Below are 21,707 nucleotides of genomic sequence, written 5' to 3' on the forward strand. Positions count from 1 at the left end.
CGCGTGGTAGGCGTGATGTTCGGCCAACTCGTCCTCGAGACGGCCGACGGCGGCCAGAGCCACCTCCGGGCCGTCGAGCTCGGCCATGGCGATGGCTCGGTGTCTGCTCGGGAACGACGAGCTCTTCGGACGGATCCAGTACCTCGCCCACCCGGGACCGGGCGATGGCCCACTCCTTCCAGTCCCGCTCGGCCACGGCCAACTCGGCCTCCTCGCGGTCGGCTTCTTCCCGCAGCTCGTCCACCCGACGACGGGCAGCAAGCTCACGTTGTTCCAGCAACCCCACGACCGACGGCATCCGTGACCTCCCAGGGAGCGATGACACGACAGGCCACCACTCCCACAACATGGCCACCCCTATGCCTGACCAGCTAAAACAGCGCCCTCAGGTTCGGAACGACAACAACCACTCAGTGGCGCACCAAGCCCTACAACCATGACCGAAGACTCTGCGGGTCGTCTGCGGGTCCCTTGGCGCGCGGACAAGGGAAAATCGCTGGTCACGGACTCTCTTTCGGGCGTGGTGGTCGCGTGTGGTCGCACGCTGAGAGTGTCAGGCCCTTTTCCGCCTCGTGGAGGCGATCGCCATGCGTACCAGCGCCGGCCGAGGCCGCATCTACCGCCGCTGCGGCTGCAGAGACACCCACCGTCACCAGATAGGTGCCCGCTGTCCACACCTAGCGACAGACAGCACCCACGGAACCTGCGGGTTCGCCGTCGATGTCCCCGCCCCGGACCACCGCAGAACGACCGTGCGCCGGGGCGGCTTCACCACCCAGGATGCGGCCGATGAAGCCTTGCGCCAGTTCCTCGAAGGCGAGGGCGGCGGGTTCGACGCGGACTCGAACCAGACCGTCGCCGCCTACCTGAACACATGGCCGGCTGCGAAGGCGCTCGTACTGAAGCCGACCACGATGGCCGCTACCGCGACTACGTCCGCAACGACCTCGTCCCCGCGTTCGGCACCCTCAAGCTCGACCAGCTCGCCCACCGGCATATCGCGGCCTTCGTCACCGGCCAGCTCGCCTGCGGCCGCGGCCGGTCCACCCTCTACCGGTGCCTCGCCACCCTGTCCAGCGCGCTCGGCAACGCCGTCCGCCAGCACCGCCTCCCCCACAACCCAGCCTCTCCCCCGGTGCTGCACCGGCCGCCGTCGCCGGAACGACGGATCTGGACAGCGGAGAAAGCAGCCCGATTCCTCACCCGCTGCCATCAGACCGACCCCGAGATGGCCGACCTCTACGAAGTCCTCATCGGCACCGGCATGCGCAAGGGCGAAGCCCTCGGCCTGCACTGGAACGACGTCCACCTCGACCAGGGCGTGCTCTACATCCGCTGCACACTCTCCGCCGTCGACAACAACCGCCCCGTCCTCCTGCGACCGTCCGTCGCCTTCTGGAACGTCTCGACGGCGATGTCCTGGACCGGGCCATCGGCGCCTTCTTCGACACCCGCCTCAACCAGACCGCCCCGGACGGTGAGCGGGCCCCGCATGCGGGCCGTCGGGCTGTCGCGGGTGGACGGCAAAGACGGTGCGCGGCTCACGCACGACCGAGAAGACCGCGGTGGTCCTGCTCGCCGCGATGGACCACACCGGCACCGTCCTGGCCCAGCGGCAGATCGCCGACAAGAGCAACGAGATCCCCGCCTTCGCAACCCTGCTGGATGCGATCGAGAATCTGGACGGCGTCATGATCACCGCTGACGCGCTGCACACCCAGCACGCCCACGGCGCCTACCTCCGCTCCCGCGGGGCCCACTACCTGGCGATCGTGAAGAAGAACCACGCCAAGCTCCACGACCGGGTGCGTCATCTGCCCTGGCGGGACATGCCGTTGGAGCACTACGACCGCACCCGCGCCCACCACCGCATCGAGATCCGCAGGCTGAAGGCCGCCGCCTTTGATCACCTCGACTACCCCGACGCGAAACAGGCCCTCCAGATCACCCGGTGGCGCCTGGACCGGGCCACCGGAGAACTCACGATCAAGCGGATCTACCTGATCACCAGCCTCGCCCCCGGCACCGCGACCGGCCCCGAACTCGCTTCCTGGATCAGAGGCCACTGGGGCATCGAGAACCTTCTGCACCACGTCCGCGACCGGACCTTCCGCGAGGACGACTCCAAGGTCTGCACCGGTCATCTGCCCCGCACCATGGCCTCCCTGCGCAACCTCGCCATCGGGGTTCATCGCCAGGACGGTGCCGCCACCATGGTCGCGGCCCTTCGACGCACCGCCCGCGACTACCGCCGCCCCCTGACCGCCCTCGGGCTCACCTGACGAACCCGGACAAGATCACTTCACGCAATGCCCCTGCCCACACGGGAGTCTCCGGCGGCCGGGGATCATCCCTTGTTCGGTCGCCTGCAACGTTGACGGGCCGCCAGGTTGGGTGGGCCTGTATACCCGGGCAATTCTCTCCTTGCGGGCTCCTGTGCGGTCCGGCCGCCCGAGTTGTACAGCTCGTGTTCCGTCCGTGGCCCCACACGCGCTCCCACGGGGCGATGGTTTCGGGCATATCCGCCGGGCCCGGACCCCGCGGTAACCGCTCTTTACGCGGGTGGCGACCGGCATGGCCGGCGCCGCCCACGCGAGTGCGGAATCGTTACTTCCGGTCACCGGCACCCCGTGCCCTCCCCCCCGCCCCACAGACACCGAACAATAAAAAGAACTTCTTCTTATAAATTACCCTCGTGCGCCCCCCTTACCGCGCTGGCCAAAAAACGCCGTTCACTCATTCACGGCCCCTCACGTCCGCTGCTACTCTGCGAACTCCCTATTCGGATGTGATGGAGATTCTCCGCATGGAATATCGACCCGATACGGGGTCTCTGCCGGCGAATGCGTGGACCACCGGCGCGTCCGCCCGCGAGTGTCTCCGCTATGCCGCGTACCCGATTCTGCTCCTGTCCGCAGTCTGGCTCTTCACCTCGGTTCTGCGCTTCGACTGGGACCGGGGCCGGGCCGTCCAGCTCTTCCTGATCGGCACCATCGTCTATCTCGCGGCGCTGGAGCGGCTGATCCCGCACCGGACCGACTGGCACCCAAGCGGCCGGGAACTGTGCTGGTACGCAGCCTATTTCGGGTTCACCATGGCCGGCGCCGTGCTCGGCCAGTCGGTCGTCGCGGCCGTTCTGGCCGCGACCCCCGTCACGGGCCCGGGGCTCGCGCTCGGGGCCGAGGTGCCCCTCGCGCTGCTGACCTCCTCACTGACCGGCTACCTCGCCCACCGCTGGGCGCATTCCAATCGGTGGCTGTGGAAGGTACACGGAATTCATCACGTCCCGGGAAAAGTGAACGTCGCCAATAACGGCGTCAACCACCTACTGGATGTCGCCTTCAAACAGGGCACGGTCCAATTGACACTGGGATTTCTCGGATTCTCCGCCGACTGCCTTTTCGCGGTGGCGCTCTTCACCCTTGTCCAAGGCTATTTCGTGCACGCGAACGTGGACGTCCGACTCGGTCCGCTCCACCACGTCCTGGCCAGCCCCGAGCAACACCGGCTGCACCACAGCGCCGACCTGGCCGAGGCCGGTCACTTCGGCGTGGACCTCTCGGTCTGGGACCGCCTCTTCGGCAGTTTCACCTGGCGACCGGACCGCCGCCCGGCGATCGTCGGTGTCCAGGACCGCGCCACATTCCCGGAGACCGGCTCGATCGTCGCCAGCCTGCTCCACCCCGTGCGCCGCCCGCCCCACACCGCGTAGTCCCCCGTACCGCGCACACCCGCTCCGTACCGCGACCTCCCCGCCCCGTACCGCGCCGTACCGGCGTCGTGCCCCCATACACCCCCGCCCGGCCCGTACCGAGGCGTCGTCTCCACCGGATTGGACCATGACGGACTCACCCAGCGCCGCCCACCGCGACAAGGTCGCCATCATCGGCATCGGCTGCCGGCTCCCCGGACACGCGGGTGACCACCGGTCCTTCTGGCGCAATCTGATCGAAGGCCGGGACTGTCTCGTCCCCACCCCGGCGGACCGGTACGACACCACGACCCTCGGCAGCCGCGACCGGGCCAAGCCGGGCCGGCTGACCGGCGGCCGGGGCGGCTACATCGACGGCTTCGACGAGTTCGACCCCCACTTCTTCGGGATCAGCCCGCGCGAGGCCGAGCACATGGACCCGCAGCAGCGCAAGCTCCTGGAGGTGTCCTGGGAGGCGCTGGAGGACGGCGGACAGCGGCCCGCCGAGCTGGCCGGGCGGGACGTCGGCGTCTTCATCGGCGCCTTCACCCTGGACTACAAGATCCTGCAGTTCGCCGACCTCGGCTTCGAGACGCTGGCCGCGCACACCGCGACCGGCACGATGATGACGATGGTCTCGAACCGCATCTCGCACTGCCTCGACTTCCGCGGCCCCAGCGTCTCGATCGACACGGCGTGCAGCTCCTCCCTGGTCGCGGTCCACCTGGCCTGCCAGAGCCTGCAGCGCGGCGAGAGCGAACTCGCCCTGGCCGGAGGCACCCTGCTGCACCTCGCGCCGCAGTACACCATCGCCGAGACCAAGGGCGGCTTCCTCTCCCCCGACGGGCGCTCCCGCGCCTTCGACGCCTCCGCCGACGGCTACGTACGGGCCGAGGGCGTCGGCGTCGTGGCGCTCAAGCGCCTCTCGGACGCGCTGCGCGACGGCGACCCGGTGCACGCCGTGGTGATCGGCAGCGGGGTGAACCAGGACGGACGCACCAACGGCATCACCGTGCCCAGCGCCGACGCCCAGGCCACGCTCATCGAGCGGGTCTGCGCCGAGGCGGGAGTGACACCGGGCAGCCTCCAGTACGTCGAGGCACACGGCACCTCCACCCCCGTCGGCGACCCGATCGAAGCGCGGGCGCTGGGCCGGGTGCTGGCGCAGGGCCGGGCGCCCGGGGCGCGGTGCTACGTCGGCTCGGTCAAGACCAACATCGGGCACACGGAGGCCGCCGCCGGCGTCGCGGGCCTGATCAAGACGGCGCTGGCCCTCCGGCACCGCCGCATCCCACCGCACCTGAACCTCGAACAGCCCAACCCCGCCATCGACTTCGCCGCGCTGCCCTTCGAGATCCCGACCGCACCGGTCGACTGGCCGGAGCACGAGGGACCCGCGCGGGCAGGCGTCAACTCCTTCGGCTTCGGCGGCACCAACGCCCACGTCCTGCTGGAGGAGGCGCCGCCCCGCCCGCCGGAGGAGCCGCGCGCGACGGCCCGGACGCCCGCCCGCTCGGTCCTCCCGCTGAGCGCCCGGCACGCGTCGGGCCCGGCCGAACTGGCCGCAGGCGTCCGCCGCGAACTTGCCGCCGGAGTGCCCCTCGCGGACCTCGGGCACACCCTGGCCCACCGCCGCCAGCACTTCGAGGAGCGCCTCGCCGTCGTCCACTCCCCCCTCGGCCCGCCCGGCTCCCTCGACGAGGTACTGGCCGCCTGCGAGCGCGGGGAGCAGCACCCCCGGGCCGTGCGGGGCCGCCTCCGGGAGCCCGGGGCGCAGCGGCTGGTGTGGGTGTTCACCGGCATGGGGCCGCAGTGGTGGGGCATGGGGCGCGAGCTCCTGGACGCCGAGCCCGTGTTCCGGGAGGCGGTCGAGCGCTGCGATCGGGAGGTCCGGCGCCAGGCGGGCTGGTCGCTGCTCGACGAGCTGACCCGGCCCGAGGCGGAGTCCCGGATGGCCGAGACCTGGCTCGCCCAGCCCGCCAACTTCGCCGTCCAGGCGGGGCTCGCGGCGCTGTGGGAACACCACGGGGTGCGGCCGGACGCCGTCGTCGGGCACAGCACCGGCGAGATCGCGGCCTTCCACCAGGCCGGGGTGTACGGCCTGGAGGACGCCGTCCGGATCGCGCTGGCGCGCAGCGCCCTCCAGCACCGGCTCGCGGGCACCGGCGTGATGCTGGCGGCGAACCTGTCCGAGGAGGAGGCCGAGCGGCTGGTCCGCCCGTACCGGGACCACGTGTCGGTCGCCGCCGTGAACAGCCCGGCGTCGGTGACGCTGTCCGGGGACCGGGACACCCTCGGGGAGCTCGCCGGGCGGCTGGAGCGGGAGCAGGTCTTCGCCCGGTTCCTCGACGTCGAAGTGCCGTACCACAGCGTGCGGATGGACCCGATCGAGGCCGAGCTGCACAAGGCGCTGGCCGGGATCGCGCCGCGCGCCGCCGGTCTCCCGCTGTATCTGACCGGCCGCGAGGGGCGTGCGCGGGGGCCGGAGCTGGACGCCGCGTACTGGTGGGAGAACGTCCGGCGGCCCGTCCGGTTCCGTGCCGCGGTCGACCGGCTGGTCGACGACGGGTACACGCTGTTCCTGGAGATCGGTCCGCACCCGGTGCTCGGCCACTCGATCCGGGAGTGCCTGGAGGGCCGGGCCGTCGAGGGGGTGACGCTGCCGTCGATCCGGCGCCGGGAGGACGAGCCCGAGCGGTTCGCCCGCTCCCTCGCTGAGTTGTACACGCTGGGCGTCGACGTGGACTGGTCGGTGCTCCAGCCCGTGGGGCGGCCGGTGCCGCTGCCGGGCTATCCGTGGCAGCGGGAGCGGTACTGGGTGGAGCCCGCGCCGGTGGAGCAGATCCGGCTCGGCCGGCTGGACCACCCGCTGCTCGGCCGGCGCACCTCCGCGCTGCAGCCGACCTGGGAGAGCCGCCTGGACACCGAGCGGCTGCCGTACCTGGCCGACCACCGGATCGAGGACAGCACGGTCTTCCCGGCCGCCGGGTACCTGGAGATGGCCGCGCAGGCGGTCCGGGCGCTGACCGGCGGCGACACGGCGACCCTGGCCGACGTCGAGTTCTCCCGGGCCCTGTTCCTGCCCGACGGCGAGGCGACGACCGTCCAGCTCGCCTTCGCACCGGAGGAGGCCGGGTTCACCATCGCCTCCCTCGCCGGTTCCGGGACCGGGGCTCCGGACCGTACGGTCCACGCGAGCGGGGTCGTCCGCACCGGGCAGCCACGCCGGCTCGCGGAACCGCTGGACACGGACGCGGTACGGGCGCGGGCGGGGCGTCGGCTCGACCGGGAGGCGTGCTACGGCGAGCTGGCGGCGCTCGGCTACCACTACGGCCCGGCGTTCCGGGCGATCGACGAGGTGTGGACGGCGCCCGGCGAGGCGCTGTCGCTGATCCGGCCCACCCCGGGCATGGGCGACGGGGCCGCGGACTGCCATGTGCACCCCGTGCTCCTGGACGCCTGCTTCCAGACCATGCTCACCGCGATGACGCCGGACGACGGCCGGTCCGCCGGGATCCGGCTGCCCGTCGGCATCGCGGAGCTGCGGCTGGACGCGGTCGGCGACCGGGCCCTGTGGGCGCACGCGACGGTGACCGCGGAGAGCGACGAGGAACTGGTCGGCGACCTCGCCCTGTACGCCGAGGACGGGACGCCGCTCGGCCGGATCAGCGGCTTCCGCGCGGCGGCGGTGGACCGGGTGGCCTCCTCGGTGAAGCTCGGCACCATCGACGGCTGGCTGGCCGAGGTGGTCTGGGAGGAGACGCCCACCGAGGCGCCGGAGGACGGCGGGACCGCCGAGGGGACCGGGGACGGTCCCGACGGCTTCCCCGCGCCCGACCTGGTGGTCTTCGCCGACGAGGGCGGGCTCGGCGCGCGGATGGCCGAGGCGGTCGTGGCGCGCGGCGGGCGGTGCCGGCTGGTCCGCCCGGGCAGCCGATACCGAAGCGGGGCCCGGCACATGACCGTGCGACCCGATTCGGCGGCCGATCTGCGCAGGCTGTTCGACGAACTCGGGCCGGGGTTCGGAGCCGTGGTGCATCTGTGGAACCTCGATCTGCCCCGGCTGGACACGGTCGGCGCGGCGGACCTCGACGGGATCGGCACGGTCGGCGGCTACTCGCTCGTCCTGCTCGCCCAGGTGCTGCCCGAGGCGTGCCCGGAGGGGCGCCTGCACATCGTCACGAGGGGCGCCCAGGCGGTGGTGCCGGGCGAGCCGGTGGAGCCGTTCGGCGCGCCCGCCTGGGGCATCGGCCGGGTGCTGTGGCAGCAGGAGCTCATCGGTCACAGCGGCAAACTGATCGATCTCGACCCGGCCGGGGGTCCCGGCGAGGCCGAGGTGCTGCTGCGCGCGCTCACGGCGGACGACGGCGAGGGCGAGATCGCGCTGCGGTCCGGGCGGCGGCACCTCAGCCGGCTGCGTCCGCCCGCGGGGCTGACCCGTCCGCTGCCGCTGCGGCTGCGCGCGGACGGCGCCTATCTGGTCACGGGCGCGTTCGGGGCGCTGGGGCGGCTGCTCTGCCGCACCCTGGTACGGCGCGGGGCCCGGCGCCTGGTCCTGCTCGGCCGCACCGGCGTGCCGGAGCGCGGCGCGTGGCGGGGGCTCGATCCGGGCGGCCCCGAGGGGCGGCGGGTCGCGTTCCTGCGCGAGCTCGAAGCGCTCGGCGCAGAGGTGCTGGTCGCCGCGGTAGACGTGACCGACGCGGCGGCCATGGAGGGCTGGCTGGCCGGGCGTCGGGCCGCCGGTCTGCCGCCGGTGCGGGGCGTGTTCCACCTCGCGGGACAGGTGCGGGACGTCCTGCTGCCGTCGTTGGACCGCGAAGCGTTCGACGCGGGCTACGGGCCGAAGGTGCACGGCGGGTACCTGCTGCACCGGCTGCTGCGCGACGAGCCGGTCGAGCACTTCGTACTGTTCGCGTCGGTCGCCTCGCTGCTGACCACGGCCGGTCAGGTCAACTACGCGGCCGGGAACGCGTTCCTGGACGCGCTCGCCCATCACCGCCGGGCGCTCGGTCTGCCCGCGCTCAGCCTGGACTGGGGGCCGTGGGCCACCGGCATGATCGAGGAGCTCGGGCTGGTCGCCCACTACCGGGACGCACGCGGGATGAGCTCGCTGGCGCCGGAGGCGGGCATGGCGGTCCTGGAGCGGGTGATCGGGCAGGACCGGGCCCAGTTGCTGGTGGCCGCGGTGGTGGACTGGCCGGTGTTCCTGTCCTGGTATCCCACCCCGCCGCCGCTGGTGTCGGTGCTCGCCGCCGCGGCGCCGCGGGAGGTCCCGGCGGGGCAGGGCGGCAGTCTGCTCGACGCGTTCCGCGCCGCCGACGAGGCGGCGCGTACGGCGTTGGTGGCCGAGCGGTTCGCGGCCCTCGCGGCGGGTGTGCTGCGGGTGCGGCCGGAGCTGGTCGACGCGGACGCCCGGCTCGGCTCGCTCGGTCTGGACTCGCTGCTCGCCATGGAGCTGCGGGCCCGGACCCACACCGAGCTGGGGGTCTCGCTGCCGGTGGTGGCGCTGCTCAGCAATGGGCCGGTGAGCGAGCTGACCGAGCGGCTGCACGCGGGGCTGACCGAGCTCGCGGCGGCCGGGGGTCCGGTGGCGGAGACGGCGGTGGATTTGTTCACCGACGAGGCGTGCTACCCACTCACCCACAACCAGCAGGCCCTGTGGTTCCTCCGGCAGCTCAACCCGGACGGCTTCGCGTACAACATCGGCGGCGCGGTGGAGGTGCGCGCGGAGCTCGACCCGGAGCTGCTGTTCGATGCCTTCCGGACGCTGATCGCCCGGCATCCGAGCCTGCGCGTCAACATCACCGCCGAGGACGGGCGTCCGGTCCAGCGGGTGCGGCCCGAGGCCATCGCCGACACCGGTCTTCTCGATGTGTCCGGGCTGCCCTGGGACGAGGTCCGCGCCCGGCTGGTAGCGGAGTACCGCAGGCCGTACGACCTGGAGCGGGATCCTCTGGTGCGGCTGCGGCTGTTCCGACGGGCCCCGGACCGCTGGGTGCTGATGAAGGCGGTCCACCACATCGTCTCGGACGCGATCTCCACCTTCACCTTCATCGAGGAGCTGTTCGAGGTCTACCACGGGCTGCGCACCGGCCGGCCGGCGGAGCTGGCCCCGGTCCGGGCCCGCTACCTGGACTTCCTCAACCGGCGGAACCGCTTCCTGGCCGGGCCCGAGGCGCCGCGGATGCTGGAGTACTGGCGGGAGCACCTGCCGCGGGAGGTCCCGGCGCTCGAACTGCCCACCGACCGGCCGCGCCCGCCGGTGCAGACCGACAACGGCGCCTCCGAGTTCTTCCAGCTCGACGACGAGCTCAGCGCCCGGGTGCAGACGCTGGCCCGGGAGCACAACGTCACCGTGTTCACGGTGCTGCTCACCGCGTACTACCTGCTGCTGCACCGCTGGTCGGGGCAGGACGAGATCGTGGTCGGCAGCCCCGTCACCGGGCGCACCGAGGAGGAGTTCGCCTCCGTCTACGGCTACTTCGTCAATCCGCTGCCGCTGCACGTGAGCCTGGCCGGGGAGCCGTCGGTGGCCGAGCTGCTGGGCCGGGTGCGGGACACGGTCCTCGGGGGCCTCGACAATCAGGAGTACCCGTTCGTGCTGCTCGTTGAGCAGTTGGGCCTCCAGCACGACCCGAGCCGCTCGGCGGTCTTCCAGGCGATGTTCATCCTGCTCACCCACAAGGTGGCCGTGGAGCGCTTCGGATACACACTGGACTACATCGAACTCCCCGAGGAAGAGGGGCAGTTCGATGTCACGCTGTCCGCGTACGAGGACCGGTCCGACGGGCGCTTCCACTGCGTGCTGAAGTACAACACCGACCTGTTCGACGCGGCGACGGTGCGTCGGATGACCGCGCACTACCGGAACCTCCTCGACGGCCTGACCCGCGCGGAGGGCGAGCGCCCGGCGGGACGGCTGCCGATGCTGGGGGCCGGGGAACGGGAGCGGATCGTCACCGGGTTCGGCGGCGTCGGCCGACGGATCGACCACGACGTGCCGGTGCACGAGCTGATCGGGAAGATCGCCGCGCAGTTCCCGGAGGCGGTCGCGGTGTCCGTGCCGGGCGGGCGGCGGCTCGGCTACCGGGAGCTGGACCAGCGCTCGCGGCGCGTGGCGGCCTCGCTGCGCGAACGCGGCGTCGGCGCCGGGACGGTGGTGGCGGTGCATCTTGCGAAGTCGCCGGAGCTGGTGATCGCGCTGCTCGCGGTGTGGCGGGCCGGGGGCGCGTATCTGCCGCTGGACCCGGACCACCCGGCGGAGCGGCTGGCCGAGCTGATGGAGAACGCCGGGGCCACGCTGGTTCTGACCGACGGGCGGCGGGGCCGGGCGGCCCGGCTGCCGGGACGGCCGGTCACCCTTGACGACCTGGACCGGCCGGGGACCGAGGAGCGGCCGGAGCCGGCCGTGGGCCTCGACCAGACGGCATACGTGATCCACACCTCGGGTTCCACCGGCCGCCCCAAGGCGGTGCGGGTCAGCCACCGCAACCTGGCCTCGGTGCTCGTCGCCTGGCAGCAGGAGTACCGGCTGGACACCGACGTCCGGGTGCACCTGCAGATGGCGGGCGTCTCCTTCGACGTGTTCACCGGGGACCTGGTCAGGGCGCTGTGTTCGGGCGGGACGCTGGTCCTCGTCGACCGGGACCTCCTCTTCGACACCGCGCGGCTCTACCGGACCATGCGCGAGGAGGGCGTGGACTGCGGCGAGTTCGTGCCGTCGGTGGCGCGCGGGCTGCTGGCGCACTGCGAGCGGAAGGGGCTGGGCCTGGAGTTCATGCGCCTGGTGATCGTCGGCTCGGATGCCTGGCGGGCGGGCGAGCACCGGAGGCTCGTCGCGCTGTGCGGGCCGGGGACCCGGGTGGTCAACTCGTACGGGCTGACCGAGGCCACCATCGACAGCGCCTACTACGAGGGGCCGGCGGAGGGGCTGGAGCCGGGCCGGATGGTGCCGGTCGGCCGGCCGCTGCCCAACAGCGAGCTGTACGTCCTCGACCGGCACGGCGAGCCGGTGCCGCCGGGGGTGGCCGGTGAGCTGTGGATCGGCGGCGCCGGCGTCGCCGACCGCTACCTGGGCGATCCGGAGCGGACGGCCGAGCGGTTCGTGACCCTCGAACCGGGCGGCGAACCCGTACGGCTGTACCGGACGGGGGACCTCGGGCACTGGGACGCGGAGGGGGTGCTGCACCTCCTCGGGCGGGCCGACGGGCAGGTGAAGGTGCGCGGCCACCGGGTGGAGACCGGGGAGATCGAGGCGCGGCTGGCCGCCCGGCCCGAGCTGGCGCAGGTGTGCGTGACGGTACGGCGGGACGAGACGGGCGAGAACGTGCTGTGCGCCTACTGCGTGCCCGCGCCGGGCGCGGTGGCCGACGCCCGGGGGCTGCGCCGCCACCTCGCGGAGCAGCTGCCGACGTATCTGATCCCGGCGCACTTCACTGAGGTGTTCGCGCTGCCGCTGACCGCGAACGGCAAGGTCGATCTCGGCGCGCTGCCGGAGCCGCGCGCGGAGGCGGGACCGGAGAGGTACGAACCGCCGGTGACGCTGTACGAGACGCGGATGGCGGGGCACTGGCGGTCGCTGCTCGGGCTGGAGCGGCCGGGGCTGCGGGACGACTTCTTCGAGGCGGGCGGCAGTTCGATCAAGCTGATCGAGCTGATCCACCACCTGCGGACCGAGTTCAACGCGTCCGTGCCGGTCGGGCCGCTGTTCCGGACCAGCACCCTGCACGGCATGGCCCGCACCCTGGAGGACGTCGTCACCGGGCGGCTGCCCGGCGCCGAGCCGTACCTGTGGTTCAACCCGGGCGCGGACCCGGCGGCGACGGTGTTCTGCCTGCCGCCCGCGGGCGGGCACGGGCTGGTGTACCGGCAGCTCGCGGCGCGGCTGCCCGAGCACCGCTTCGCCGCGTTCAACTACCTGTCGGGTCCGGACAAGGCGGCCCGGTACGCGGATCTGGCCGAGGAGCTGCACCCGGGCGGGCCGTACACGCTGTTCGGCTACTCCCTCGGCGGCAACCTCGCGTTCGAGATCGCCGGGGAGCTGGAGCGGCGGGGCCGCGCGGTGGACCTCGTGCTGATCATGGACTCGTACCGGATCGCCGAGGCCGTCGCCCTCGGCGAGGAGCACCTGGCCGAGTTCGAGGCGGAGCTCGCGGAGCACCTGCGGCGGCACACCGGTTCCGAGATCGTCGCCCGGGAGACCGTGGAGCAGGCCCGCGAGTACCTGGCGCACTGCGGTGCTCACCCGTCGCTCGGTGTGCTCGGCGCGCCGATCGCGGTGATCTCCGACCAGGACAAGCTGCTCCGCTTCGCGGCGGACGAGCCCGGCGGCTGGCACGGGGTCACCGCCGCCGGGTGCACCGTACGCGAGGGGCACGGGCGGCACGCCGAGATGCTCGACGGCTCGTTCCTCGACGGGAACGCGGAGCTGGTCCGGGCGCTGCTGGCGGGAGGTACCGCGGATGGGCGTGCGTGACGGCGGGCCCCGTTGGGAGGCCCGGCCTCCCGGCGGGCGGCCCCGGGTGATCATCATCGGCGCGGGCATGTCCGGTCTGGCCGCCGGCTGCTACGCGCAGATGAGTGGGCTGGAGAGCCGGATCTTCGAGAAGCACGTGCTGCCAGGGGGCTGCTGCACCGCCTGGGCCCGGCAGGGCTACCTCTTCGACTACTGCATCGACTGGCTGGTCGGCACGGCACCCGGGACCGGGGCGAACGACGTGTGGCGCGAGCTCGGGGCGCTGGACGGGAAGCGGATCACCCATTTCGATCAGTTCAACCGGGTGGTGACGGAGGACGGCCGGTCCGTCACGTTCTACAACGACCCGGACCGGCTCCAGAAGCACCTGCTGGAGCTCTCGCCCGGCGACGAGCGCCTGATCCGGGCGTTCTGCCGGGACCTCAGGCGCTTCGCGGGGCTCGCCCCGCACTGGGAGCTGAAGCCGCCGCCGCTGAAGTCCCTGACGGAGAAGGCGCGAACGCTGCTCGCGATCCTGCCGGCGTTCCGGCTGTACTGGCGCACCGCGGCCACGCCGATGCGCCGGTTCGCGGACCGCTTCGAGGACCCGCTGCTGCGCCAGGCGTTCCCGAACATGTTCCTCCAGGAGCTGACCGGCTTCCCGCTGCTCCCCTTCCTCTTCACGATGTCCTGCGCCTTCAACGGCAACGCGGGCTTCCCGGAGGGCGGTTCGCTGGGTCTGGCCCGGTCGGTGGAGGAGCGGTACACGGGGCTCGGCGGGCACATCGGCTACCGCGCCCGGGTGGAGCGGATCCTCGTCGAGGACGGGCGGGCGGTCGGCGTACGGCTGCGGGACGGGCAGGAGCACTTCGCCGACCATGTGATCGCCGCCTGCGACGGGCCGACGGTGCTGGACCGGCTGCTGGAGGGGCGGTGGAGCAGCCCGCGCACCGAGCGGCTGTACACGGAGCTGCTGGACCGGCCGGACAACCTGTACCCGGCGGTGGTCTCCGCGTTCGTCGGAATCGACGGCCCGCTGCCCGCTGGTGAGCCACACAGCACCACGTACCTCCTCGGTCCGGAGCGGGGCGCGGCGCTGCCGGGGAGCCTCCAGCACAGTCTGGTGGTGCAGCGGCGGTCCGACTACGCCGACGGCTTCGCGCCGGCCGGGAAGTCGGTGCTGCACTGCACGTACTTCACCGACCACCGGTCCTGGCAGGATCTGCGGAAGGCGGACCGGCGGGCGTACCGGGAGCGCAAGCAGGAGGTCGTCGACTTCCTGCGGGGCTTCCTGGCCGAGCGTCATCCGGGCCTCGAGGAGCGGATCGAGCTGGTGGACGTGGCGACGCCGGCGACGACGGAGCGGTACACCGGCAACACCTACGGCAGCATCCTGGCCTGGAAGGCGTTCTCCGAGGCCGACGACGTGTCGACCGCGCTGGTGGACCGGGACCGGATGCGGCTGCCGGGGCTGAGCGGCTTCTCGATGGCCGGGCAGTGGACCGGGATGGGCGGCCTGATCCGGGCCGCGACCAGCGGCCGGTACGCGGTCCAGTTCCTCTGCGACGAGCTGGGCAGGGAGTTCCGGGCCTGGCCGAGCGAGGGTGCCGGGCCGTGGCATCCCGGGAAGCTGGGCCGGCTGCCACGACTCGAACAGCGGGGCGACGCCGGGAAGGCGGCGGTGGCCGAATGACCAGAAGGACCATGCTGATCGTCGGCGGAGGGCTCGGCGGGCTCTCCACCGGCTGCTACGCCCAGATGAACGGCTATCGCAGCAGGGTGCTGGAGATGCACGAGATCCCGGGCGGCTCCTGCACGGCCTGGGACCGGGGCGACTTCACCCTCGACTGCTGTGTGAGCTGGCTGCTCGGCAGCGGGCCGGGCAACGAGATGCACCAGATCTGGCTGGAGCTCGGCGCGCTCCAGGGCAAGCGGATGCGCAACTTCGACGTGTTCAACACGGTGCGCGGCCGGGACGGGCGGGCGGTCCACTTCTACTCCGATCCGGACCGCCTCGAAGCGCACCTGCTCGCACTCTCCCCCGGCGACGCCCGGGTGATCCGCGACTTCTGCGCCGGGCTGCGGACCTTCCGCAAGGCACTGGCCCGCTACCCGTTCCTCACCCCGGTCGGGCTCATGGGCCGCCTGGAGCGCTGGCGGATGCTGGCGTCCCTGGTCCCCTACTTCAACGTGATCCGGCGCTCCATCGGCACGCTGATGCGGGACTACTCGCAGCGCTTCCGGGACCCGCTGCTGCGCGAGGCGTTCAACTTCATCCTGTACGAGAAGCATCCCAACTTCCCCGTGCTGCCGTTCTACTTCCAGCTCGCGGCGCACGCCGACGCCTCGGCCGGTGTCCCCGAGGGCGGCTCGCTGGGCCTGGCCCGCTCGGTCGAGGAGCGCTACCGAGGGCTCGGCGGCGAGGTCATGTACAACGCCAGGGTCGTGGAGATCCTGGTGGAGAACGACCGGGCGGCCGGGGTCCGGCTGAGCGACGGCACGGAGCTGCGGGCGGACATCGTGGTCTCCGCCTGCGACGGGCGCACCACGCTCCTCGACCTGCTGAAGGGCCGCTACCTCACCGACACCTACCGGGAGCTGTACACCCGGACCATCGCGGAACCCGACATGGTCTTCCCCGGCTACCTCACGGTCTTCCTGGGGCTGCGCCGGCCCTTCCCGGACGGCGAGCCCTGCACCACGTACCTCCTGGAGGACGCGGTCGCGGAACGGCTCACCGGCATCCGGCACCCCAGCGTCAACGTGCAGTTCCGCAGCCGCCACTACCCGGAGCTGTCGCCGCCGGGCACCTCCGTGGTGTACGCCACGTACTTCTGCGACATCGCGCCGTGGAGGGAGCTGAGCACCGGTCCCGAGCAGTTCACCCGGATCCGCCGCGGCGAGGAGCTGCACACGCTGCCGGTCGGGCGCGGGCGCGACTACCAGCGGGCCAAGCGGCAGGTGCGGGACACGATCGTGGACTTCCTCGACGAGCGGCACCCCGGGCTGCGGGACGCGATCGTGGTGCGGGACGTGTCCACCCCGCTCACCCAGGTCCGCTACACCGGCAACTACGACGGCACGGTGCTCGGGTGGCAGCCGTTCGTGGACAGCGGCGAGACCGTGGAGCAGGAGGTCAAGCGACACGGTCCGGGACTGCCGGGGCTCGCGGACTTCTATCTGTCCGGCGTCTGGGCCACCACCGGCGGCCTGATCCGGGCCGCGGCCTCGGGACGGCACGTCATGCACTTCGTCTGCCGCGACGACGGGCGGCCGTTCACCGCCTCCGTCGACGACAGCGCCCCTCTCCCCGTACAACTCATCGAACCCGCAGGAGCGACCCCGTGAAGACCGAGAAGTGGATCGTCAGCGAGCACAACGACGGCGTGCCGGACGTGGACCGGATGTACGTGAAGGTGGTGGAGGAGCTCGACACCGACCTGGCCGAGGACGAGATGCTGCTGCGCACGCGGTACGTCTCCGTCGACCCGTACCTCCACGGGATCGCCCTGGACACCCCGATGGGCGACCACATGGGCGCCGACTCGATCATGGAGGTGCTGGCGGCCGGACCGCGGGCGATGTTCGGCGTCGGGGACCTCGTGCAGGGCTTCGGCGGCTGGCGCACCCACCTGGTCAGTAACGGCGCGGGGGCGCTGTGGCAGACCGGCACGTTCCCGATGGTCTTCCCCGCGTACCGGAAGCTGGACCCGGCCCACTACGACGAGGCGCTGCCGCTGAGCACCGCGCTCGGCATCCTCGGCGGCGCCGGGATGACCGCGTGGGGCGCCCTCACCACCTTCCTGGCCGTACGGACCGGCGACACGGTCCTGATCAGCGGCGCGTCCGGCGCGATCGGCACGCTGGTCGGGCAGCTGGCGAAGCGGGCGGGCGCGCGGGTGGTGGGCACGACCGGTTCGCCGGAGAAGGCGGCGCGGCTGACGGCGCTCGGCTTCGACGCCGTCGTCGTCTTCCGGCACGGCGGGGACCCTGCGCAGCTCCGCGAGGACCTGGCGAAGGCGGCTCCTGGCGGCGTCGACCGGTACTTCGACAACCTCGGCGGGGTCATGACCGACACCGTCTTCACGATGCTCACCGTGGACAGCCGGGTCGCGGTGTGCTGGCAGTGGGCGAGCCAGGTCGGCGGCGAGTGGACCGGGCCCCGGCTGCTGCCGTACATCATGTTCCCGCGCACGACGATCCGCGGGATCTTCGCGCTGGAGTGGTTCACCGAGGACAAGTGGGCGGCGCTGCACGCCGAGCTGGGGCCGCTGGTGCGCGCCGGCGAGATCCGCTACCAGCAGACCGTGCACCACGGCTTCGACTCCATTCCCGCCGCCTACCGCAGCCTGTACACCGACCGCGCGGCGTCCTTCGGCAAGGTGCTGGTCGAGCTGTGAGGCGCGGCCACACCCGGGCGCTCACGGAGGGCCCGAGCCCGGCCGACGCGCACGAGCCAGTCCTGCCGTACCCCGACGGCTGGTTCTCGGTGGCGTTCTCCTCGGAGGTGGTGCGGGGGACGCTGCTGACCCGGCCGCTCCAGGGCGAGGACGTGGTGCTCTACCGGCTCCGCGACGGCGAGGTGCGGGCGGTCCGCCCGTACTGCCCGCACCTGGGGGCGCATCTCGGGCTCGGCGCGCTGGAGGGCGACGAACTGCTGTGCCCCTTCCACCGCTTCGCCTTCGGCCCGGACGGCGCCTGCACGCGGACGGGGTACGGCACGCCCCCGCCGCCGTCCTCGGACCTGACCCTGCTGCCGGTGCGCGAGGTCGACGGCGCCGTCTTCGTGTGGCGGCACCACGACGGGCGGGCGCCGGACTGGGAGCTCACGCCCTGGCACACGCTCGGGACGCGGGCGCCGCGGTTGGCCGCGTGGGAGATGGCGGGGCACAGCCAGGACGTGGTCGAGAACACGGTGGACATCGGGCACTTCACGCCGCTGCACGGCTGGGGCGCGTCGGAGGTAGCCGAGCCGGCGGTCTTCGAGGGGCGGTCCTTCCGGGTCTCGGTGCGCTCCGAGGAGCGGGTGCCGCTGCTGGGCGCGAGTCCGCTGGAGGTGACGCTGGAGGGCAACGGGATCAGCCGGGTGCACGTGTGCACGGCGCTCCCTCGGTTCGGGGTGCGCACCTGTGCCGTATACACGACCACGATGATCGCGCCCGCGGCCTTCCAGCTGCGCCAGACGAGCCGCTTCGAGGTGGCCGAGCCGGCCGCCCTTCCGGCCCCGCTGGCCCGCTGGGTGAGCGGCTCGGCACACCGGCTGCTGGCGGGTGTGATGTTCCGGGGCAACTGCGCTTTCGTGTCCCAGGACTTCCCGGTCTGGGCGACGAAGCGGTACGTGTCTCCGCCCCGGCTGGCCCGCGGCGACGGCCCGATCGGCCCGTTCCGCCACTGGGCCCGGCAGTTCTACCCGCCGGACCGGCTGCGGGCGCGGGTGCCGTCGTCAGTGATGCGGGGAGCGGCGGGGGAAGCGGAGAGCAGGGTGACGTAGCCCGGCCGCTCCGAGAAGCCGGGGGCGGGGGCTTCGCCGGACGGGAGGACGGGGCGGTTCGGATGACGGCGGGGCGTCAGGCGCTCCGCCACGCCTGGTGCTCTTCGAGCGCGAGCATCTGCGCCGCCACGACCTCCGACACACCGGACTGACCTGGTTCGCCGACGCCGGGGTCCACGTACCCGTCCTCCGCAGAATCGCCGGCCACGGTTCACTGACCACCACCCAGCGCTACCTGCACCCGGACGTCCACAAGATCACGGCCGCCGGGGCGGCGCTCTCGGCCCACTTCAACGTGCTGCGCGCACCACGCTCACTCCCGAGCCCCGTCGTCATGACCCGCTGACCCGGTCAAGGACGCCGGACCCCTACTTGGTCCCCAACCGGTCCCCAAAAATGATCAGGGCCGGTTTCGGATTGCTCCGAAACCGGCCCTGATCTACGACTGTCTCCAGTCGGGACGACAGGATTTGAACCTGCGACCCCTTGACCCCCAGTCAAGTGCGCTACCAAGCTGCGCCACGTCCCGTTGCCCGCCTGACCTGGGGTTTCCCCCTGGCTGAACGCGCATGAGAACAATACCGCACTTCAACCGGTGGTCACGAACGGCTTTCCCCGCTTGACCTCAACCGCACTTGATGTTGAACGCTGATCGGCATGACGAACACGACTGCCGCACCGGCTTCCGCATACCGCGACCTGCCCCGGCTCATGAGCCTGATGACCGGCGACGAAAAGCACGGCCCCGCCGCCACCTCGACCCTCGACGCCCTGTGGGTGCTGTACGACCGGGTGCTGCGGGTGACACCCGAGACCGTCGACGCGCCGGACCGCGACCGGTTCCTGCTGTCGAAGGGGCACGGGCCGATGGCGTACTACGCGGTCCTCGCCGCGCACGGGTTCTTCGGCGAGGAGCTGCTGACCGGCTTCGGATCGTACGACTCGCCGCTCGGCCACCATCCCGACCGGCTGCTGGTGCCCGGCGCCGAGATCGGCAGCGGCTCACTGGGGCACGGGCTGCCGCTGGCCGTGGGGACCGCGCTGGGGCTGCGGGCCCAGGGGCTGACCGGGCCGCGGGTGTGGGTGCTGACCGGAGACGCCGAGCTGGACGAGGGCAGCAATCACGAGGCGATCGCCTACGCGGGCCCGGCCGGCCTGGAGCAGCTGCACACCGTGGTGATCGACAACGCCTCGGCGACGTACGGCCGCCCCGGCGGGATCGCGGAGCGGTTCGCGACCGCGGGCTGGTCGGTCGAGTCGGTGGACGGGCGGGACCACGAAGCCCTGTACACGGCCTTCACCGCACCGCACCCGGGGCAGCCGAGGGCCGTGGTCGCCCGGGTCGCCCCCAAGAGCTGAGTCACGCGGCACACGCGCCCACCCACATCCCGCGACCGAAGAATCCGATGACTCCGAAGAAGAGGAACATCCCCATGGACACGATGCGCGACCGCTTCATCGCCACCACCACACGCCTGCTCGACGAGGATCCCCGCCTGGCACTCGTCCTGGCGGAGATCAGCCGCGACGGATTCGACCGGGCCGAGCGGGACCATCCCGACCGGGTCGTCAACGTCGGCATCCGCGAGCAGCTGCTCGTCGGGGCCGGGGCCGGGATGGCGCTCACCGGAATGCGACCGATCGTGCACACCTTCGCAAGCTTCCTGGTGGAGCGGCCGTTCGAGCAGGTGAAGCTGGACTTCGGCCACCAGGGGGTCGGCGGGGTGCTGGTGAGCGCCGGGGCCTCGTACGACTGGCCGGCCGGCGGGTTCACCCACATGGCGCCCGGGGACGTCGCTCTCATGGACACGCTGGACGGGTGGACCGTGCACGTTCCGGGGCATCCCGACGAGGCGGAGACGCTGCTGCGTGAGGCGGCCGCAGGGGACGGGCGGGTGTACGTGCGACTGTCGCTGCAGTCCAACGACCGGGGGCGTCCGGTCGGTGGGACGGGCGGGTTCACCACCGTGCGGGAGGGAGCGGACGGGGTCGTGGTCGCCGTCGGCCCGATGCTCGACAACGTCCTCGCCGCGACGGAGGGACTCGACGTGACCGTGTTGTACGCGACCACGGTGCGCCCGTTCGACGCCCAGGGGCTCCGCCGGGCGGTCGGCGACCGGACCACCGCCGATGTCGTGATCGTCGAGCCGTATCTGGCGGGCACCTCGACGGGCGCCGCCAACGACGCGCTCGCCGTGCTCCCCCACCGGATCCTGGGGCTCGGCGTGGCCCGCGAGGAACTGCGGCGGTACGGGCAGATGGACGAGCACCTCGCGGCGCACGGCCTGGACCCGCAAGGGCTGCGGCAGCGGATCGGCGGATTCCTGGGCCGGTGAACCGGCGGTGCGCGGCCGCGGCCCGCCCATTGACCCCGCGGCAGGCGTGAACCTACCCTGACAACGCACTCAGAAAGCGCTTTCTAACCCTCCTCGGCACCTATCGCACAGGGAGCGCCCGATGAACCGTCCCCCTCCGATCCGTGGTGTCTTACGGAGCCTGTTCCCCCCACGCGACCTCATTCCCATCGCCGGCCTCGTCCTCTGCCCGGTGATCACCCTCTGCCTGCTGGCGAGCTCACCTTCCCGGGCGCATGCCGCCCCCTCGCGGGTACCGGGTCTGGTCCCGGTCACCTGGCCACAGCCCGCCTTCTGCGAGGCGGAGTGGTTCACGACGACCGGCGGGGCGCACGGCGGAGCGATGACGGAGAACCGGGCCGGCGACTCCGGCGGGAGGCGGATCACGGAGATCGAGGACGGCGACTGGATCGACCTCGGCCGCGTGTCGCCTGCGACAGTCCGCTCGGTGACCGTCCGCGCCGCATCCGGCGGCATCGGCGGCACGGTCGAATTCCGGTCGGGGTCACCGGCCGGACCGCTCCTGGGGAGCCTCGCCGTCCCGGTCACCGGCGGATGGGAGCGCCCCGCGTCGCCGACGGCCCGGCTGACGGGTGCCGAGGGCGGGGTACGGCTGTTCGCCGTGTTCACCAATCCTGCATGGGGTGCGGGATCGGCCGACCTGTTCGCTGTGGACTGGTTCCGCTTCAACCCTCCGGCGGCCGGTGACGGATAGCC

The 21,707-nt window shown here is 72.3% G+C and carries 12 protein-coding genes, 1 tRNA gene and 1 pseudogene; 12 read left to right on the forward strand and 2 right to left on the reverse strand.

The window, feature by feature from the left end:
• Positions 1 to 85 precede the first annotated feature (85 nt).
• Positions 86 to 304, forward strand: a complete 219-nt coding sequence (locus OG912_RS00505) for a hypothetical protein (RefSeq protein WP_327713651.1) — start codon at positions 86 to 88, stop codon at positions 302 to 304.
• 558 nt (positions 305 to 862) lie between these two features.
• Here OG912_RS00505 and OG912_RS00510 read toward each other — a convergent pair.
• Positions 863 to 1,309 carry a hypothetical protein gene (locus OG912_RS00510; RefSeq protein ID WP_327707635.1) on the reverse strand — a complete coding sequence of 149 codons (447 nt, stop codon included), beginning with the start codon at positions 1,307 to 1,309 and terminating at the stop codon, positions 863 to 865.
• 223 nt (positions 1,310 to 1,532) lie between these two features.
• Between OG912_RS00510 and OG912_RS00515 the strand changes: the two genes are divergently transcribed.
• The 8 genes and pseudogenes from OG912_RS00515 to OG912_RS00550 form a co-directional block, all read left to right on the forward strand.
• The gene (locus OG912_RS00515; RefSeq protein WP_327707636.1) at positions 1,533 to 2,282 is read left to right on the forward strand and encodes an ISAs1 family transposase; all 750 of its coding nucleotides are present in this window, start codon (positions 1,533 to 1,535) and stop codon (positions 2,280 to 2,282) included.
• Between the two features lie 524 nt (positions 2,283 to 2,806).
• Entirely contained in the window at positions 2,807 to 3,712 is a 906-nt protein-coding gene (locus OG912_RS00520; RefSeq protein WP_327707637.1) for a sterol desaturase family protein, read from the forward strand.
• A 127-nt stretch (positions 3,713 to 3,839) separates the two neighbouring features.
• Positions 3,840 to 13,166: a non-ribosomal peptide synthetase/type I polyketide synthase gene (locus OG912_RS00525; protein WP_327707638.1), complete on the forward strand. Its 9,327-nt coding sequence runs from the start codon at positions 3,840 to 3,842 to the stop codon at positions 13,164 to 13,166.
• Positions 13,153 to 14,838 carry a phytoene desaturase family protein gene (locus OG912_RS00530; RefSeq protein ID WP_306084029.1) on the forward strand — a complete coding sequence of 562 codons (1,686 nt, stop codon included), beginning with the start codon at positions 13,153 to 13,155 and terminating at the stop codon, positions 14,836 to 14,838. The genes OG912_RS00525 and OG912_RS00530 overlap by 14 nt, the downstream gene beginning before the upstream one ends.
• A gap of 11 nt (positions 14,839 to 14,849) precedes the next feature.
• Positions 14,850 to 16,493 (forward strand): phytoene desaturase family protein, encoded by a 1,644-nt coding sequence (locus tag OG912_RS00535; RefSeq protein ID WP_327713305.1) that lies wholly within the window; start codon positions 14,850 to 14,852, stop codon positions 16,491 to 16,493.
• The gene (locus OG912_RS00540) at positions 16,490 to 17,545 is read left to right on the forward strand and encodes an MDR family NADP-dependent oxidoreductase (RefSeq protein WP_219572193.1); all 1,056 of its coding nucleotides are present in this window, start codon (positions 16,490 to 16,492) and stop codon (positions 17,543 to 17,545) included. Before OG912_RS00535 ends, OG912_RS00540 begins: the two co-directional genes overlap by 4 nt.
• Positions 17,542 to 18,636: a Rieske 2Fe-2S domain-containing protein gene (locus tag OG912_RS00545; RefSeq protein ID WP_327707639.1), complete on the forward strand. Its 1,095-nt coding sequence runs from the start codon at positions 17,542 to 17,544 to the stop codon at positions 18,634 to 18,636. Before OG912_RS00540 ends, OG912_RS00545 begins: the two co-directional genes overlap by 4 nt.
• Positions 18,637 to 18,748: 112 nt before the next feature.
• Positions 18,749 to 18,982: pseudogene (locus tag OG912_RS00550) on the forward strand (tyrosine-type recombinase/integrase); the annotation flags it as partial.
• A 109-nt stretch (positions 18,983 to 19,091) separates the two neighbouring features.
• Here OG912_RS00550 and OG912_RS00555 read toward each other — a convergent pair.
• A tRNA-Pro gene (locus OG912_RS00555) sits at positions 19,092 to 19,165 on the reverse strand.
• Positions 19,166 to 19,293: 128 nt separating this feature from the next.
• Here OG912_RS00555 and OG912_RS00560 point away from each other — a divergent pair.
• The 3 genes from OG912_RS00560 (at position 19,294) to OG912_RS00570 (ending at position 21,705) form a co-directional block, all read left to right on the forward strand.
• On the forward strand, positions 19,294 to 19,995 hold the full coding sequence (locus OG912_RS00560; RefSeq protein WP_327707640.1) for a transketolase: 702 nt from the start codon (positions 19,294 to 19,296) through the stop codon (positions 19,993 to 19,995).
• Between the two features lie 74 nt (positions 19,996 to 20,069).
• Positions 20,070 to 20,972 (forward strand): transketolase family protein, encoded by a 903-nt coding sequence (locus OG912_RS00565; protein WP_327707641.1) that lies wholly within the window; start codon positions 20,070 to 20,072, stop codon positions 20,970 to 20,972.
• A gap of 121 nt (positions 20,973 to 21,093) precedes the next feature.
• A complete protein-coding gene (locus OG912_RS00570) occupies positions 21,094 to 21,705 on the forward strand; it encodes a carbohydrate-binding protein (protein ID WP_327707642.1) in 612 nt (203 codons plus the stop codon).
• Positions 21,706 to 21,707: the final 2 nt, after the last annotated feature.

The sequence above is a fragment of the Streptomyces sp. NBC_00464 genome (genome assembly GCF_036013915.1).
Taxonomy (GTDB): Bacteria; Actinomycetota; Actinomycetes; order Streptomycetales; family Streptomycetaceae; genus Streptomyces.

Coding starts and splice junctions, on each gene's coding strand:
- OG912_RS00530 (WP_306084029.1), top strand. CDS start 13,153: ATGGGCGTGCGTGACGGCGGGCCCCGTTGGGAGGCCCGGCCTCCCGGC.
- OG912_RS00505 (WP_327713651.1), top strand. CDS start 86: ATGGCGATGGCTCGGTGTCTGCTCGGGAACGACGAGCTCTTCGGACGG.
- OG912_RS00570 (WP_327707642.1), top strand. CDS start 21,094: ATGAACCGTCCCCCTCCGATCCGTGGTGTCTTACGGAGCCTGTTCCCC.
- OG912_RS00535 (WP_327713305.1), top strand. CDS start 14,850: ATGCTGATCGTCGGCGGAGGGCTCGGCGGGCTCTCCACCGGCTGCTAC.
- OG912_RS00565 (WP_327707641.1), top strand. CDS start 20,070: ATGGACACGATGCGCGACCGCTTCATCGCCACCACCACACGCCTGCTC.
- OG912_RS00520 (WP_327707637.1), top strand. CDS start 2,807: ATGGAATATCGACCCGATACGGGGTCTCTGCCGGCGAATGCGTGGACC.
- OG912_RS00525 (WP_327707638.1), top strand. CDS start 3,840: ATGACGGACTCACCCAGCGCCGCCCACCGCGACAAGGTCGCCATCATC.
- OG912_RS00560 (WP_327707640.1), top strand. CDS start 19,294: ATGACGAACACGACTGCCGCACCGGCTTCCGCATACCGCGACCTGCCC.